15 protein-coding genes and 1 pseudogene are annotated in these 15,448 nt (G+C 69.2%); 9 read left to right on the forward strand and 7 right to left on the reverse strand.

Going from position 1 to position 15,448, the window contains the following annotated elements; all coding sequences use genetic code 11:
- Positions 1-55: 55 nt before the first annotated feature.
- Together AB0E02_RS00500 and AB0E02_RS00505 are read left to right on the forward strand one after the other, a co-directional pair.
- Complete coding sequence (locus AB0E02_RS00500; RefSeq protein ID WP_362134376.1) at positions 56-517, forward strand: cyclic nucleotide-binding domain-containing protein; 462 nt, start codon at positions 56-58, stop codon at positions 515-517.
- Positions 518-856: 339 nt separating this feature from the next.
- Positions 857-1,780: a nitroreductase gene (locus AB0E02_RS00505; protein ID WP_362135524.1), complete on the forward strand. Its 924-nt coding sequence runs from the start codon at positions 857-859 to the stop codon at positions 1,778-1,780.
- A gap of 134 nt (positions 1,781-1,914) precedes the next feature.
- Here AB0E02_RS00505 and AB0E02_RS00510 read toward each other — a convergent pair whose 3' ends face one another.
- Entirely contained in the window at positions 1,915-2,430 is a 516-nt protein-coding gene (locus AB0E02_RS00510) for a GNAT family N-acetyltransferase (RefSeq protein WP_362134378.1), read from the reverse strand.
- Between the two features lie 178 nt (positions 2,431-2,608).
- Between AB0E02_RS00510 and AB0E02_RS00515 the strand changes: the two are divergent.
- Positions 2,609-3,019 (forward strand): annotated as a pseudogene (locus AB0E02_RS00515) (DinB family protein); the annotation flags it as partial.
- A gap of 99 nt (positions 3,020-3,118) precedes the next feature.
- Here the strand turns inward: AB0E02_RS00515 and AB0E02_RS00520 are convergent.
- Positions 3,119-5,008, reverse strand: a complete 1,890-nt coding sequence (locus AB0E02_RS00520) for an ABC transporter ATP-binding protein (protein ID WP_362134380.1) — start codon at positions 5,006-5,008, stop codon at positions 3,119-3,121.
- A 365-nt stretch (positions 5,009-5,373) separates the two neighbouring features.
- Here AB0E02_RS00520 and AB0E02_RS00525 point away from each other — a divergent pair, with 365 nt between their 5' ends.
- A complete protein-coding gene (locus AB0E02_RS00525; protein WP_362134382.1) occupies positions 5,374-5,820 on the forward strand; it encodes an RICIN domain-containing protein in 447 nt (148 codons plus the stop codon).
- Between the two features lie 37 nt (positions 5,821-5,857).
- Here AB0E02_RS00525 and AB0E02_RS00530 read toward each other — a convergent pair whose 3' ends face one another.
- On the reverse strand, positions 5,858-7,045 hold the full coding sequence (locus AB0E02_RS00530; protein WP_362134384.1) for an acyltransferase: 1,188 nt from the start codon (positions 7,043-7,045) through the stop codon (positions 5,858-5,860).
- A 330-nt stretch (positions 7,046-7,375) separates the two neighbouring features.
- Positions 7,376-7,831: a MarR family transcriptional regulator gene (locus tag AB0E02_RS00535; protein WP_362134386.1), complete on the reverse strand. Its 456-nt coding sequence runs from the start codon at positions 7,829-7,831 to the stop codon at positions 7,376-7,378.
- Between the two features lie 89 nt (positions 7,832-7,920).
- Between AB0E02_RS00535 and AB0E02_RS00540 the strand changes: the two genes are divergently transcribed.
- Positions 7,921-8,868 carry a zinc-binding dehydrogenase gene (locus AB0E02_RS00540; protein ID WP_362134388.1) on the forward strand — a complete coding sequence of 316 codons (948 nt, stop codon included), beginning with the start codon at positions 7,921-7,923 and terminating at the stop codon, positions 8,866-8,868.
- 72 nt (positions 8,869-8,940) lie between these two features.
- Here the strand turns inward: AB0E02_RS00540 and AB0E02_RS00545 are convergent, their stop codons facing one another.
- Positions 8,941-9,507, reverse strand: a complete 567-nt coding sequence (locus tag AB0E02_RS00545; protein ID WP_362134390.1) for a nucleoside deaminase — start codon at positions 9,505-9,507, stop codon at positions 8,941-8,943.
- Between the two features lie 100 nt (positions 9,508-9,607).
- Here AB0E02_RS00545 and AB0E02_RS00550 point away from each other — a divergent pair, with 100 nt between their 5' ends.
- The 3 genes from AB0E02_RS00550 (at position 9,608) to AB0E02_RS00560 (ending at position 12,863) form a co-directional block, all read left to right on the forward strand.
- The gene (locus AB0E02_RS00550) at positions 9,608-10,585 is read left to right on the forward strand and encodes an antibiotic biosynthesis monooxygenase (protein ID WP_362134392.1); all 978 of its coding nucleotides are present in this window, start codon (positions 9,608-9,610) and stop codon (positions 10,583-10,585) included.
- A gap of 37 nt (positions 10,586-10,622) precedes the next feature.
- On the forward strand, positions 10,623-12,020 hold the full coding sequence (locus tag AB0E02_RS00555) for an FAD-binding oxidoreductase (protein ID WP_362134394.1): 1,398 nt from the start codon (positions 10,623-10,625) through the stop codon (positions 12,018-12,020).
- A gap of 345 nt (positions 12,021-12,365) precedes the next feature.
- A complete protein-coding gene (locus AB0E02_RS00560) occupies positions 12,366-12,863 on the forward strand; it encodes a lamin tail domain-containing protein (RefSeq protein WP_362134396.1) in 498 nt (165 codons plus the stop codon).
- A 269-nt stretch (positions 12,864-13,132) separates the two neighbouring features.
- Here AB0E02_RS00560 and AB0E02_RS00565 read toward each other — a convergent pair whose 3' ends face one another.
- Positions 13,133-13,534: a carboxymuconolactone decarboxylase family protein gene (locus tag AB0E02_RS00565; protein ID WP_362134398.1), complete on the reverse strand. Its 402-nt coding sequence runs from the start codon at positions 13,532-13,534 to the stop codon at positions 13,133-13,135.
- Positions 13,535-13,662: 128 nt separating this feature from the next.
- Here AB0E02_RS00565 and AB0E02_RS00570 point away from each other — a divergent pair, with 128 nt between their 5' ends.
- Positions 13,663-14,547 carry a LysR family transcriptional regulator gene (locus AB0E02_RS00570; RefSeq protein ID WP_362134400.1) on the forward strand — a complete coding sequence of 295 codons (885 nt, stop codon included), beginning with the start codon at positions 13,663-13,665 and terminating at the stop codon, positions 14,545-14,547.
- Positions 14,548-14,641: 94 nt separating this feature from the next.
- On the opposite strand, the gene AB0E02_RS00575 is transcribed toward AB0E02_RS00570, so the two are convergent.
- Positions 14,642-15,364, reverse strand: coding sequence for a hotdog fold domain-containing protein (locus AB0E02_RS00575; RefSeq protein ID WP_362134402.1), 723 nt, complete (start codon positions 15,362-15,364; stop codon positions 14,642-14,644).
- Between the last annotated feature and the right edge of the window lie 84 nt (positions 15,365-15,448).

Raw genomic sequence — 15,448 nt, forward strand, 5'->3', positions numbered from 1 at the left:
CGACTTGCGGAAGGCCGGCCCGCACGCCGCCGGCCGGAAACCGGGAGCAACCGTCATGACCACGGAGCCACTGCTCACAGCGCTGCCGGCCGAAGGGCGGGAACGCCTGATGCGATTCGCCCACGAAGTGTCGTTCCCGGCAGGAGAGCGGATCTTTGAGGAGCACGGGCTCGCCGACCGGTTCTGGATCATCCGCACCGGCTCGGTGAACCTGGACGTCCACATCGCGCCCGGCCCACCGACGGTCGTCGACATGCTCGGGCACGGCGACCTGGTCGGCTGGTCCTGGCTGGTCCCGCCGTACACCTGGCGCATGGGCGCGGAGGCCGCCACCCCGGTGCGCGCCTACGAGTTCGACGCCACGGCCGTGCGTGCGCTGTGCGAGGCGGACCGGGATCTCGGCCTGGCAGTGACCCGCCGGGTCCTCGGCATGCTCGCACGCCGCCTCCAGGCCACCCGGCACCGGCTGGCCGACATGTGCGCGCCGGGGGCGACCACCATGCCGGCCCCGCCGTGAGCGGTTTCGTCCGGCGAAACGGCCCGGACGCCTCACGCGGCGATTACGGCCGAGACGCTTCACGTACGGCTGCCGGTCCGGGTGCTGCGCCAGCCTGGCCGCAGCGGACCGGCCGGGGGATGAGCCGATCGGCCCCGAGCGGTGGCCGGCAGGCCCGAAAAGGCCCGGGTGGCCCACGGACAGGGCCCTACGGACCCTGACGCGGTCCCGGCCGTACCGGCGAAGCTGAAGAGGTTCAGCGATCCACCCTGCCGGTTAGGGAGGCACCCGGTGTTCACCAAGATCCTCGACGACACCCTGGTCACGAGCCTGGTCGCCGACGCGGTCACCGCGCCGTCCATGCACAACGCCCAGCCGTGGCACTTCCGCTACGCCCGCCACAGCCGCACGTTCACCCTCTCCGCCGACCTGGACCGCGCGATACCGCAGGCCGATCCGACGACCCGCGGCATGCACCTGGGCTGCGGAGCGGCGCTGCTGAACCTGCGGGTGGCTGCGGCCCATGCCGGCCACCGCACGTGGACCACGCTGCTGCCCGACCCGGACAGCCCGGCACTGCTGGCGACCGTGCGTCTGGACGACCCGCACGGCCACGCCGACGAAGCCCTCCCCGACCTCCACCCGGCGATCCGCGAACGCCACACCAGCCGCTACCCGTTCACCGAGCGGCAGATCCCGGAGACCCTCCGCACCGCCCTGACCGAGGCCGCGGCCCGGGAAGGCGCACGGCTGAGCTTCCTCACCGCCGCACACCGCGAGACCGTACTGGACCTGATCAAGCACGCCGAGGGCTACAACCGCATGGACGACGCCCGGGACGCCGAACAACACGGCTGGACCCGCGACACCGGCACCGGACCGTCCGCCGACGACGGCATCCCGGCCTACGCCTTCGGCCCGCGCAAACGCGCCGGCGACACGCCCGTCCGGGACTTCGCCGGCCGGCACGCCGTGCCCGACCGTGGCTACGCCGACTTCGAGCAGAGCCCCCAACTGGCCTCGCTCAGTACCGCCGAAGACGGCCCCGCCGACTGGCTGCGCGCCGGCCAGGCACTCGAACGCGTCCTGCTCGTGGCCACCTCCGAGGGAGTCGCCGGTTCGTTCGCGACGCAGCCCGTCGAATGGCCGGACCTGCGATGGATCCTGCGCGACCCGGTCACGGGCTCCGGGTACGTCCACATGCTCCTCCGCCTGGGCTACGGCCCACAGGGACCCCGCACCCCGCGCCGCCCGGTGGACCAGGTATTGACGATCGCACCGTGAACGAGGCTCGCATCACCGCTGTGCTGCCGGACCTCCCGGGACCGAGAAGCCGCTCCTACTCCCGGCGGCCACTGGGACCTCGCACCCATCCCTGACGCATCGTCAATCCCACGGAGTGGTGAAGCAGTCGCCCGCTACTCCTGCCGGCGCAACCATCGGAACTCGCCCTCGTGCCATGCATCGGTGGGCATGAGCCCGGCGGCGGTGGCGACGGCGATTGACGCCTGATGTTCGGGGTGGATGTGGGCGATGACGGTCTGCACGGACTGTTGGCCGAGCCAGTCGACGAGTCCTCGGGCTGCTTCGGTGGCGATGCCTCTTCCCTGCCACGGGGTCCCCACCACCCAGGCGATCTCGGCGAGGGAGCCGTGGCCGGAAGGGCTGACCGTCGCCTGAACCGTGCCCGTCAGGCAGTCCTCGTCACGCAGCCGGATCACCCAGTTCAGCCAGGAGACGGCCGGATCGGCTGAGCCCGCGGTCATCCGCCGGTAGCGGGAGCGCAGGGCTTGCGGGGTGTCCGGGGCGCCGCCGATGAAGGTGTGCAGCACCGGATCGGACAGTACCGCTGCCATCTCTTCGGCGTGCTCGACGCGAAGGGGCAGCAGGTCCAGCCGCGCGGTGCGGATGGCCCGGGCGGTGAGGGTGCTCATGCCGCGACCGCCTCCATACCCTCGCCCCAAGGTCCCTCCGAGCATTCAACCACCGGCAGCAGGGCGGTTGTTGCTCGGTGATGCGGCCACTGTAGTCGTGCGGGGCCTTGTCGCAGTGTGAGGGCGGCGATGACAGTGCCACCCATCGCCGCGACGCCGATCCAGGACGCTGTCGTGGCTCCGGATGAAGTGCGAGGGTTTGGAACCGGACCAACTGGCGTGCCGCTCGGTGCCGCCGTCGACCATGTCCTTGCTGGGGCTGGTCCGCCATCTTGCCGAGGTGGAGCGGGACTGGCGCAACTGGATCCTGCCCGGCGACCCGGCCCCGAAGCTGTACGGGGCGGATGACGGCGACTTCGAGGGAGCCGTTGCGGAACCGGAACTGGTCGAGAGCGCATTCTCCGATCTGGCCCGCGAACAGGCGGCGACCGATGCGGTGCTGGACGGGTATCCGGATCTGGGTGCGCGGGTGGGTCGCGACGACAACTCCGTCCGGGAGCTGTTGGTCCACCGGATCGAGGAGTACGCCCGCCACTGTGGGCACGCCGATCTGCTGCGCGAACGCATCGACGGCCGGGTGGGGCAGTAGCGCACTCCTCCCGCAGCTCCTTCCGGTCGCCCTGACCGCACACCCGCGGCTTAGAGCATGACCGGTGCCGACCTCACACAAGAGCCGGTTTGACGGCCGTCACCGGTCCTTGGCCAGCGCGACGAGCTCGGCGAACAACCCGCCGGCGTGGACCAGTTCGTCGTATCCGCCCTGCTCGATGACCCGGCCGTCGCGCATCACCAGGATGCGGTCCGCCAGCCGGGTGTTCTCCAGCTGATGGGTGACGACGATCGTCATGCGCTCGGCGGCAATGCGCTTGACCTCAAGGAAGATCTGGTGTTCGCCGCGCGGGTCCATCTGCGAGGTCGGTTCGTCCAGGATCAACAGGGGCGTGCGCCGGTAGAGAGCACGTCCGCACACGAGGCGCTGCCACTGTCCTCCGGACAGCTCCACCCCGCCGAAGAGTTCCCGAGCGAGCAGGGTGTCGAGTTGTCGGGGCAGCTTCTCGATCGCTTCGCGCATCCCCACCGCGTCCACGGCCTCCCACACCGCCTCGTCGTCCCATGTCTTGGGCTGCCCGAGGGTGATGTTCTCCCGTGTCCGCAGTGGCCAGCAGGCGAAGTTCTGCGGGACCAGTGCGGTGCGTTTCCATACGGCGTCCGGGTGCGCGTGGGCGAGGTCGATGCCGTCCCACACGACGTTGCCCTTGTCGGCCAGGAGGATTCCGGTGATGAGTTTGGCCAGCGTGGACTTGCCCGAGCCGTTCTCGCCGACGATGGCCAGGATCTCGCCGCGGCGCAGAGTGAGGGACACTCCGTTGACCGCCGGCTCGTCCTTTCCGGGGTACCGGTACACCACCTCATCGAGGCGGATCTCCTCCACATGGTCGGGGATGGTCAGCTCGCCACGCTTCGGCGCACGCTCGGCGGCCATGTCGAGGAAACTGCGCATGTCGGCGAGGTACAGGGAGGTGTGGAACAACGCGGCGCCGTAGATGACGAATTGGGACAGCGCGGCCAGTGTCGTTTGAACGGCGACGACCGCGGTGGCCGCGACGGGCAGCGCGACCCGGCCGGTGGTGGCCAGCCAGGCCAGGGTCGCCCAGGTGCCCAGGAGGAACGCTCCGCCGACCGCACTGGTCACGAGGACGATGCGCAGCATGCGGGGCGCGGCGCTCAGGGTCCGTTTGTCGATGCGCTCGGACAGGGCGCGGTACCAGAAGGTGAGGTAGCCGGTCATGCCGTTGGCACGGACTTCGTCACCGTGCCGGGAGTAGGTGGCCCACCAGCGCATCATGCCGCGGACGTTGCGGTCGCCCACGTTGGCGTAGTGGGTCTCGTAGTCGACGCGTGCGCAGAGCACCGCGCCGGTGCCGGCGGGGATGACGGCGAGCAGGAGCAGCGGGAGCATCATCCAGTGCAAGGCGGTGATGACGCTGCTCGCGGCGATCATGCGGATCAGGGAGGCCATGAAGCGCTGGGCGTCCTGCACCATCATCCGGGTGCGTGTGACGCCGACTTCGGCGGCTTCCTGCCGGTCGGCGAACCCGCTCTCCCCGTAGGCGGACGCCTCGACCCGGCACACGGCGGAGACCAGCGCGACGTCCGCCTCGGTCATCAGCAGAGGGGTGATCCGTCCGTCGGCGTAGGACGACAGAGCGCTGCTGATGCGGCCCACACCCGCGGTGGCTGCGACCACGATCAGGGCGGGCAGCGCGGCGTGCAGACGTGGGGACACGGTGCCCGGCCCGAGGAGGTGCGTCATGGCCTTCGCGGTGAACCCGAGCACCAAGGCGGCCGAGGCGCCCGTGAGGAGCTGGCAGATCAGCAACAGTGCGACCGCGGGTTTGTCGACGGACCAGGCCATCCGCGCGGTGTGACCGAGCACAGCCGGCAGGCGCCGGCACATGGCGGTGAAACTGGCTTCGGCCAGCGGATTCTTGCCGTGTTTTCCTTCGAAGGTGAGGGCGGCCGGCGGGGGAGGGGGCGGATTCTCCGCGTGGGCGGTCGAGGCGTCGGTCACAGTCATCTGCATCCTCCCTGGGGCGGGCGCCGCGCCTGGATGGCTCGGCGGTGCACGGCATAACGACAGGCCGACGGAATCGAACGCGCTCGATTCCGGACGGCCTGCGGCCCTGGAAACGCCAGGAGTTGACGTCCTGGGAGCGGCGCTACGGCCGTTGCGGCGGGGACGGGGATTGGCCGAAACACCGAGGACCGTGAAGCGAGTGACGGATGGGACGTGGCACGTCCTCGCAGCGTCTTCGCGCCGGGGTGCGCCGGCGAGGTGATGCGCGCCATTGGGGGAGAGATGTGGAGGTCTGCCCGTTCCGGGCTCGTCGAGAAGGGATCTCGCTAGCATCTCGTCGGACGTGTCGAGCAGAGGGGGAACTCATGCTCTTGAAGAGGCTGGCCGCCGTGGGGGCGGGCATCGCGCTCATGGTGGGCCTGAGCAGCACACCGGCGAACGCAATCCCGCGCACCACCGGTTTCCGGAATCAAGCCACGGACAAGCCGTGCCTGGACTTCCGGGCCGACTACGGTCCCTACGTCTTCAACTGCAACCGCACCGACTACCAAAGGTGGCACTGGGACGACGACTACGAGTACACCGCGTTGCGGCAGGTGGCGACCAAGCTGTGCCTGACACTGCGCAACGACCGACTGACCATGAAACCCTGCGCCGCCGCTGACCAGGCAGCACAGTGGCAAATCGACGAAACCGAACCCGTTCTGATCCGGAACAGCGTCAGCCGCAAGTGCCTCGCGCGGATGGCGAACGACCGCGTCTCCACCGCGCCGTGCACCGGGGGCCCATCCCAACGCTGGACGCTCCGGTAGACCTTCTGGAAGAGGAATGAGCGGAGCTGGTCCGCAGTCAGGAGAGTGTCCCCACCCGGTCACTCTCCTTCTCCGAACGGTCGACCTGCTCCGCGCAGGCGAGGCTCTGCTTCCCTGCATCCTCCTCGGTGCGGGCGCCACCTTGCCGGCCCGCGCGCCACGCCCCGGGTCGCTCCGCCGGCGGAGCCGCCCGGGATCCGCGGCGCATCTCCTGCAACCCCTTGTCGATCCCGTCGCGCAACCAGCCACCCACGGAACGCTCCACCCACCGGTTGACGGCGTACGAGAGCACCAGCATGAGGGCGAGGATCGACAGGAGCAGCACGGGTGCCGGTAGACGGTGCCGCAGCAGGGCGATGAGCGTGAAACCGATGTACATGTGCAGCAGATAAAGCGGGTACGTCAACGAGCCGGCCCGGCTCAGCCAGCGCCACCGCACTCCGTCGAACACCCCTAGCGCGATGGCCGCCATGAGGAGGAAGGCCAACAGCACTCCGATGCGCGCGGGCCAGTCGTGTGCGGTCGCGGCCTTGTCCCCGAGGTTCATCACCACGCGGCCCTTGACGTAGTGCTGGGCCAGCAGGAATTCGACCGCGACGATCGCCCACAGCAGCATCGTGGGCCGGAAGCGGTGCATCAGGTAGAAGGCGATTCCCGCGATGAAATACGGGGAGTACGGTGCGATGGCCCATACCGAAAGGAAGCTGGTGTCGGCCTTGTAGGCGACCACACCGGCCACCGTCCACAGGCCGCAGAACAGTACGCATCTGCGGTAGGTGACGCCCTTGTAGACGACGAGAGCGAAGAGCAGGTAGAACTTCAGCTCGATGAACAACGACCAGTAGACATCGTCGAGATCGGACACCCCCACGCCTTGCTGCAGCATGGTGAGGTTGGTCAGCACCGTCTCCAGACTGTCCGCACTGCGGACGCGGGGCCACAGCGTCAGGACCGAAGCCGTCAGGAGGACGGCGACCCAGTAAGCGGGATAAAGGCGCGAAACCCGGGACTTCACGAAATCGCCGAGGGTGCGGCCCCATGCGCTCATGCAGATGACGAATCCGCTGATCAGGAAGAAGACTTCGACACCCAGCCAGCCGAACTGTGCGACGTGGTAGAGCTCCGGTGAGAACGCCCGCGGATCGTTGCCCCACCCGTCGCGAAGGGTGAGGTAGTGGTAGCCGAGGACCATCAGTGCCGCCACGAACCGCAGCCCGTCGAGCACATAGAGTCTGGGTCGCTCGAGTGCCGATTCCGAAGGTGCCGGACCGTCAGGCGCGACCAAGCGCATACCGCGATTCCTCATTCTTCCTGGGGTGTCGGGCATCGTCCTCGCTCCCCGTGGGCGAGTGAGGAATTGTCTCTTCGATCGTTGCCGACATCGGGGATGCCGTGCGGCAGGGGTGGCGCACGGCGGCACATGAACCGGTGGGGGGTTGGTTTCCGGCTATCGTGCAGGAAGATGTGAGGCCCCGCTCTTCGGTTCAGTCGGTGCCCCGCATTTCTCCCTCCCGACCCGCCGGACCACGCGCTGCCGGGCTCCCGGTCGGCGTCGTCAGCGTGCCGGGGCTGTCGGGGTCTGCTCGATGAGGGTGGTGGTGGCGCGGTCGAGGAACTCGCAGAATTGGCGGTGTTCGTCGGCGCCGAAGCGGTCGGTGAGGGCGCGTTCCAGCACGATGACCTCCTGGTACGCCCGGTCGAGCAGGTCCCGCCCGGTGTCGGTGAGGGTGGCGATCATGACCTTCGCGTGGGCCGCGGAGGCTTTGCGGCTGATGAGTTCCTTGGTCTGCATGCCGTTCAGGACGGTCGCCATGCTCTGCTGGGAGACGCCGCAGGCCCGGGCGAGTTGAGCGCCGGACCGGCCGTCCGTGCGGGAGAGCGTCAGGAGCACCGTGTACTGGGTCATGGTGAGCCCATAGGTACGCAGAACCGCCTCGTGGTGTGCCATCAGCGCCTGCTCCGCACGGCGAAGGCGGGTGCACAGGTACTCCTCGACAGGCACCTCGGACATAACTCAACTCCCTTACTTGACTCAACTACCTGAGATTTCTAGATTCAGCAGTATCAGGTTACTGAGTCAACGCAGGAGGTTGAAGCTCGATGAAGGCTGTTGTCCTGGGTGCCGACGATCACTTCCGTCCGACCGAGGTCCCCGCCCCGGTTCCCGGGCCGGGCGAGGTGGCTGTGCAGGTCGCCTTCGCGGGCGTCCAGTGGGGCGATGTGCTGGTGCGGGCGGGGCACTTCCCCCTCCCGCGACCGTTCGTGCCCGGCTTCGAGGTCGCGGGCCGGATCGCCGCGGTCGGCGAGGGAGTGGCGGAGAGCCGGGTGGGGGAGCGGGTCGTCGCCCTGGTGGGTGGAGGCGGCTACGCCGAGGTCGTCCTCGCGCCGTCCGTGCTGGCGATCAATGCGGCAAGCATCGATGTCCGCACCGCGGGCGGGTTCGGCTGGATCGCCCCGACCGCCTACGACCTGATCAACACCGTCGCCGGAATCGGCTCCGGCGACAGCGTGCTGATCCACGCGGCTTCCGGCGGAGTCGGCACCCTGGCCGCCCAGTTCGCCGCCGCGGCGGGAGCGCGGCGCATCATCGGCGTGGCCGGCGACGCCGACCGGGCCGCCTATGCCCGCCAGTTCGGCTATCACCGGGTCCTGACGCGTGCGGAATTCCCGCAGGCTCTCGGCGAGGAGACCTTCGACGCCATCCTCGATCCGGTCGGAGGACCCACCCGCACCGCAAGCCTGGCGCTCCTGGCGCCACACGGCCGGCTCGTGGTCTACGGCAACATCGCCACCTTCGACCCGGTCGACATCCCGACGTACGACCTGCTCATGAACGGGCAGTCGGTGATGACCTACAACAGCAACCTGCTGAGCCGGACCCACCCGGCCCGGCTGGCCGGCAGTGCCGCCGGAGCGCTGGCGCTGGTGGCCGACGGCTCGGTGCGCATCGACATCACGGCCGAACACGAGCTCGCCGACGTGGAGACCGCAATCGCGAACCTGGCCACCGGTACCACCCGCGGAAAGAGCGTCATCCGCGTCCAGTGACCGCGGCGGCCGACGCGTGCGGAAGGTCCTGAACGCCGTGCCATGACGGGGAACCCGGCAGGGCGGCCGCTCCTAGTACGAGTGCCGCTCCTGACGGTTCGTCCATGCCGCGTAGGCCTTGGAACCCAGTTCGGGGTAGATCTGCTTGATCTTGATCCGGCGCTGGTCGAGCGGTTTGGTGAAGTCCTCGTACTGGAACGAGTCGTCGAAGCCGATTTTCCGGGTTTCCTCCAGATCGCAGCCGAAGTAGACCTCGTCGATCCGCGACCAGTAGATGGCGCTCATGCACATCGGGCAGGGGGCGCCGCTGATGTAGATCGAGCAGCCCTGCAGCATACGGGCGCGTTCGGGGACGGGGTCCGGCGAGCCCTCGGGGCGTGGGACATACTCCAGCGTGGTCTCGTTCTGGTGGTCCGGGGAGATGGACGGCGCCTCGGGGTTGAGCGTCTGCACGGCCTTCCGGATGGTCTCCACCTCGGCATGGGCGGTGGGATCGCCGGTCAGCAGTACGCGGTTCTGCCCACGGGCGATGATCTCGCCATCGCGTGTGAGCACCGCCCCGAACGGGCCGCCCCAGCCCTTTTCGACGGACTCTGTGGCGAGTCGTACTGCCTCGGCCATGAGCTCTTTGTGTTCCATAGCGGAGTCTCCCTCGACGTCGACCAATCGGCCTTTCCGAGAACCGGGAATTAAATGCCCCATTTGCCGTTTAAATGCGTTATGTACTAGGCTACTCAAGGTGAGTGCCCGTGCAAGCCGTGACTCCTCGGCCGACATTGCCACCGTGGTGACCTCGCAGAAGGTCCGCGAAGGCCGGGCCGATGAGTACCGGCGCTGGCAGGACAGAACCAACCATGCGGCCCGTGAATTCGAGGGTTTCGTGGGCGCCGAGGTATACCCACCCGGTGCCGGCGGTGCAAATGAATGGGTCACTGTATTCCGCTTTTCCGGAGTGGACCACCTGACGGCCTGGCTCGATTCGGACCGGCGGGCGGCGCTGCTCAAGGAAGCGCACGGACTCTTCGAAGCGCCTCCGACCCAGGAGGTGCTGCGCGGCGGCAGTCCGGCACAGGAGACGCCGAAGGCCGTCACCGCCGTCATTTCCCACGACGTCGAACCAGGACGCGAACAGGGCTTCCTCAAATGGCAGGAGAAGACGCTCAAGGCCCAGGAGAAGGCGCCGGGGTTCATGGGCTCCGAGCTCTTCCAGCCGGTCGAGGGCGTTCAGCAACACTGGGTGGTCGTCTTCCGGTTCGACTCCCGCGAGCATCTCGACGACTGGCTCGCATCGGACGTGCGTGCCGTGCTCCTTGAGGAGGGGCGCAAGTACTTCACCGCTTATGACGTGCGCAAGGTCAGCTCGGCATTCAGTGGCTGGTTCAGGTTCGGCCACGGCAACGGTGAGGGCGCGCCGCCCAACTGGAAACAGGCGATGACCGTGCTCCTGGCGCTCTATCCGACCGTCATGGTGCTCACGCTGACCCTCGGAGACGCACTGAACCGCGTCAAATTCCCCCTCTACCTCGCGATGTTCCTCTCGAACATCCTCAGCGTCAGTGCGCTGACCTGGCTTCTGATGCCGCTGGTGAACAGAGGTCTCGGGTTCTGGCTGGCGCCCGGCCGGACCCTCGGCCGCCGGTCGCAGCTGGCGGGCATCGCCGCCGTGGCCCTCTGCTATCTCGTGTCCCTCGCCGTCTTCGCCCTGATCACCCACTGACGCTCCTGAAGTTCCGCTAGCGCATCGAGGAGGCGAGATGGGCCGACGGACACCGGTGTCCGCGCCGGACCTCGACGGGACCCTGATCCGCCGGGGCGATACCGGATACGAGGACACCCGAGCCGACATGGTCTGGAACCGTGTCACACCGGCACGGCTCCCCGACGTCATCGTGCGGGCCGCCTCGGAGAGCGACGTCGTACGGGCCGTCGCCTACGCCCGCGACCAAGGGCTGCGCCTCTCCACCCGCTCCGGCGGGCACAACTGGTCCGGCGCCCCGCTCCGCGACGGCGGGCTGCTGCTCGACCTCTCCCGACTGCGCGGATGCACCCTGACACCGGCCGACGGCCCCGGCCCTCCGACGGCCGTCGTCGGGCCCGCCGTCACCGGCCAGGAGCTGGTCGCCGCCCTCACCCCGCACCGACTGGCCTTCCCGGTCGGCCACTGCCCCACCGTCGCGGTGGGGGGATTCCTGCTCAGCGGCGGCCTCGGCTGGAACTCCCGCGCCTGGGGCGTCTCCTGCGCCGACGTCCAGGAGGTCCGGGTGGTCACCGCCGACGGACGGACCGTCGACTGCAGCGAGAGCCGGCACCCCGACCTCTTCTGGGCCGCGCGCGGCGCCGGCCCGGGTTTCTGCGGCATCGTCACCCGCTTCCGGCTCGCCCTGCACCCCCACCCGGTGTCGATCATGACGACCAGCTGCACCTTCCCGCTGGCCGACACCGCCCGGGTCACGAAGTGGGCGGAGCCGATCGCGCGCGGGCTGCCGCCGTACGTGGAGACCGCTTTCGTACTCGCGGCGTCCGGCCCGGCGACGCCATCGGTCCCCGCGGGGCCCCGCATCACGGTTGCCGCCACAGCCTTCGCACCCTCACCCGAGACGGCCCGGCAGGCCCTCCGGCCTTTCACCGAGTGCCCCTTCGGCGAGCTCCAAGTCGCTGGGGAGCCGCCCGCACCGACCTCGTACGCCGCCCTGCACGAGGGCGCGAGCGCGGTCTGGCCACCGGGCCACCGCTACGGCGCTGACACCCTGTGGGCCCCGGAGAGCTACCACACCCAGCTCACCCGCCTGGTGGATCCGGTGGCCACCGCGCCCTCGGGCAAGTCGCTGGTGCTCGCGCCCGTGCAACCGGTCTCCGAGGACCCGGCGCTGCTGAGCAACATGGCCTTCACCCCGCTCGGCGCCTCCTACCTGGTCTGCTACGCGATCTGGGACGAGCCGGCCGACGACGCGACGAACGACCGCTGGCTCCGGGAGGCGATGGCCGCGGTGGACCCGCGCGGCGACGGCCGGCACTACATCGCGGAGGCCGACCTGGAGGCCGGCGGCCCGCGGGCCGGAGCCTCGTACACACCGGCCGCCTGGGACCGTCTCGCCGAAACAAAGGCGCGTTGGGACCCGGAAAACCTCTTCCACTCCTACCTCGGCCCCTGAGCGGCCCGGCGTGCGGGCGCCCATCCGGGGGGCGCGAATCATCAGCAGCTTCACCCCCGCGGTGGCTGAGCCGGCTCGCGTCCGGAGTCCGGTGGCAGGTGCTGCCGCGGGTAACCCCTTGGGGCGTCTGGATGGGTGTAGGGGGCGTCGCGTTGGGGTGGGCGAGGGCGGGGGAGTGTGCGCCTGGCGTGGAGAGGTTGTGTAAATGTCTGTGTTTTGTAACACCAAACCTGAATTCTTCCGGCAAGGCATGACGTGGGGTCACTGTGTGGGGGCCCGGTCAAACCGGCCGGGCTTCCGGTTTCTTTCCGGCACCTGCATCGGGGTGCCTCAGGAGGGGATTTCGTGTTCCATCACGCTTCGCGCATCGCCGTCGCCGTAGCGGGGGCTGCGGCTCTGGCCGCCACCGCCGCGCTGCCCGCCGCCGCGGCCGACCACCACCGCGGCCACCACGCCCCGGGCTCGCACCACCAGGTGCGCTCCGCGGTGGTGCTCGGGCCGATCCAGTACGACAGCCCCGGCCGCGATGACAACTCCAACCGAAGTCTGAACGCCGAATGGGTCACCCTCCGCAACACCGGCCGCTGGCCGGTGATCATCAAGGGCTGGACCCTCTCCGACAAGACCGGACACAGCTACCGCTTCGGCAACGTCCGGCTGGCCGGCCACAGCCAGGTCCGTGTCCACACCGGCATCGGCCGCGACAACCGCACCGACCTGTTCCAGGACCGCCGCAACTACTTCTGGGACAACTACTCCGACACCGCGACCCTGCGCAACGACCACCGTCGCATCGTCGACTCCAGGTCCTGGGGTCACCACGGCCACTGGGGTCACCACTGATAAGCCCCACTGCCGGTGAGGGCTGACGTCACTCACCGGCACCCGCCACGATGCGCCGCAGGGGTCCGGTCCTGCGGCGCATCGCCATGTCCGGCCCGACACCGCGGGTTTCCCCATGCATCCGGTGGCTCAAGGCTCGGCGACAATGACGGGCCCGAGGAGCAACTCGGCGAGACGGGGCGGGAGTTCCGTCGGAGTTCTCAGTCCTCGCAGCCCGCCGGTTGAGCACCTTGGTGGCGGCGACCTATGGCCGGGAGGCCTGGGGTGGGTCAGCCGAGGTTGGTGAGAGGGAGCAGGCCACGTTCCGCGAAGACCTTCTTGGCGACGAGTGTGGCGTTGATCGACCTCGGCATGCCGCAGTAGACGGCCGAGTGCAGAAGCGCCTCGGAGATCTCGGTGGCAGTCAGGCCGACGTTGAGCGCCGCGTTGATGTGCACCTCCAGCTCGATTTCGCAGCCACCGAGCGCGGTGAGCACGCCCAGGGTGACCAACTGTCGTGCGCGCGGGAGGAGTTCGGGACGGGAGTACATGTCGCCGAAGGCCCAAGCCACCACCTGGTGGCCCAACTCCGGTGAGGTGTCTGCGAGGGAGTCGACGATTCGCTGTCCTGCTTCGCCGTCAACCTGCTCCAGCACCTTCATGCCGTATGCGTAGCGGTCCTCGCGGTTCATGGTTTCTCCTCAGAGCCAGGTGCGCGTTCCGGTTCCGTCCGGTGCGCTGTGTCCAGCCTGGCCTGAGCGGCGACCCAATCTGCTCCACAGGCATTACTGCCTATACTTCCCATGCCTAGGAGGTATGGATGGAGCTAAGGCTACTCGGCTACGCGGTGGCGATCGCGGAAGAGGGCAGTATCAGCGGTGCGGCCCGGCGGCTGCATCTGACGCAGCCCACCCTCAGTCGTCAACTGTCAGAGATGGAGCGACAGTTGGGGATCAAGCTCTTCGTCAGGCAGGGGCGTGGGCTGACGCCGACGCAGGCCGGCCAGGTTCTGGTGCGGCGTGCGGCCACCGTGCTCGCCGAGGCGGAGGCCGCCCTGAAGGACGTGCGACTGGCCGCCCAGGGCATGACCGGGCGACTGGTCGTGACCTTCGCCGGTTCAGGCATCAACGGACCGCTCGGCGCGGCGCTGGGGCGCATACGACGTGAACTTCCTCGGGTGCAGCTGCAGTTGGAGGAAAGCTTCAACGATGCCGAGATGTCGACCGGTGTGCTGGAGGGGCGTTACGACCTCGCGGTCCAGCGCCTTCCGGTGCGCGATGCCCGGCTGGCCACCCAGGAGTGGTGGCGTGAACCGCTGACCCTGTTCCTGCCCGCCGGCCATCCGCTGGCCTACCCCGCCGAACCCGCCCCGCTCACCGCACTGGGCCAGATCCCCCTGGTCATCTGGCCGCGGGACGTCTCACCGCGGTCCTACGACGAGATCATCGCGCTCTGCCACGGCGCCGGTATCGTGCCGCAGATCGGAGCGGAAGGCCGTAGCGTGCAGACCCTCCTGGCCCTGGTCGCGGCCAAGTTCGGAGCAGCGGTGCTCGCCGATTCGCACCGTGCGCTGCGCCGCATCGGAGTGACCCCGCGGCCACTGGCCGATACCTCGACCACCTTGCACCTGGTGTGGCGGGCCGAGGACACCAACCCCGTCATCGAACGGATCCGTAGCGTCCTCACGGACGCCATCGGCGGATGAGATCGGCCCAGGACGACGTCGTGGCCGGCGGTCAGGCGAGAGGTAGTGCAGGCGAGCGCGCCGCCGGCCCCGTACGGTGTCAATGACCCTTCGTTCAGGGCGCCGGCCGAGGATCGATCCACAGCGCCTCGGAGACGGCGCACAGTTCGCCCTCCTCCGTGGTGAGCGCCACGCCCGTCATGTGCTTGCGGCCGGACTCCGACAGCAGCCACGCGTACGCCATGTACGGCTCACCTGCGGTGACCGGCCGCAGGATCGTCCCGGTGAGGGCCGCGGTCACCGCGCCCGGACGCTGGGTGCCGAGAAGGCGGCCCGCCCAGTTTCCCGGGCAGTCCAGGGCGCCCCAGACCAGTCTGTTCGGGAGAAGGCCGTCCGGGCCGGCGAAAACGGGCGAGGGGACCCAGGCAGTGGCCACCACTTCGCGACCCGGCACCGGCGTGGGGTGCATCCGCAGGCCGAGGTCAGCGGGACGCAGACCGCAGCCGAAGCAGTCGACCACACCCGCCGGCGGCGCCGCCCGGAACCTCTCGGCCGCGGCAACCGCCTCGTCCCAGGAAGGCGCGGCCGGCGTGTCGAGCAGCAGCTCGGCGGGGCACGCAGTGGCGAGGGGCCGCTCGTTCTCGCCCAGCTCCACACCCCCTCCCGCGGTTTCGGCGATCCGCACGGGCACTTCCGTCGGGACCGGCCCGCGGAAGTCCACCCGTACCGTCTTCGCCTCGGATCGCTCCGCCAGCAGGCCGGCGACATAGCCGCCGAAGGCCACCCCGGGATAGCCAACGTACAGCCCCGGCACCACGATTGCGTCAGTCCTCGTCATGGCCCCATCTCACCGCATCTGCGGCCCAGGCGCTCCACCCGGCCCCGGATGGGGAAACCTGCACTCCTGTGCCGTCGCTGCGGT

Source organism: Streptomyces sp. NPDC048196 (genome assembly GCF_040652715.1).
GTDB classification, from domain to species: domain Bacteria; phylum Actinomycetota; class Actinomycetes; order Streptomycetales; family Streptomycetaceae; genus Streptomyces; species Streptomyces siderophoricus.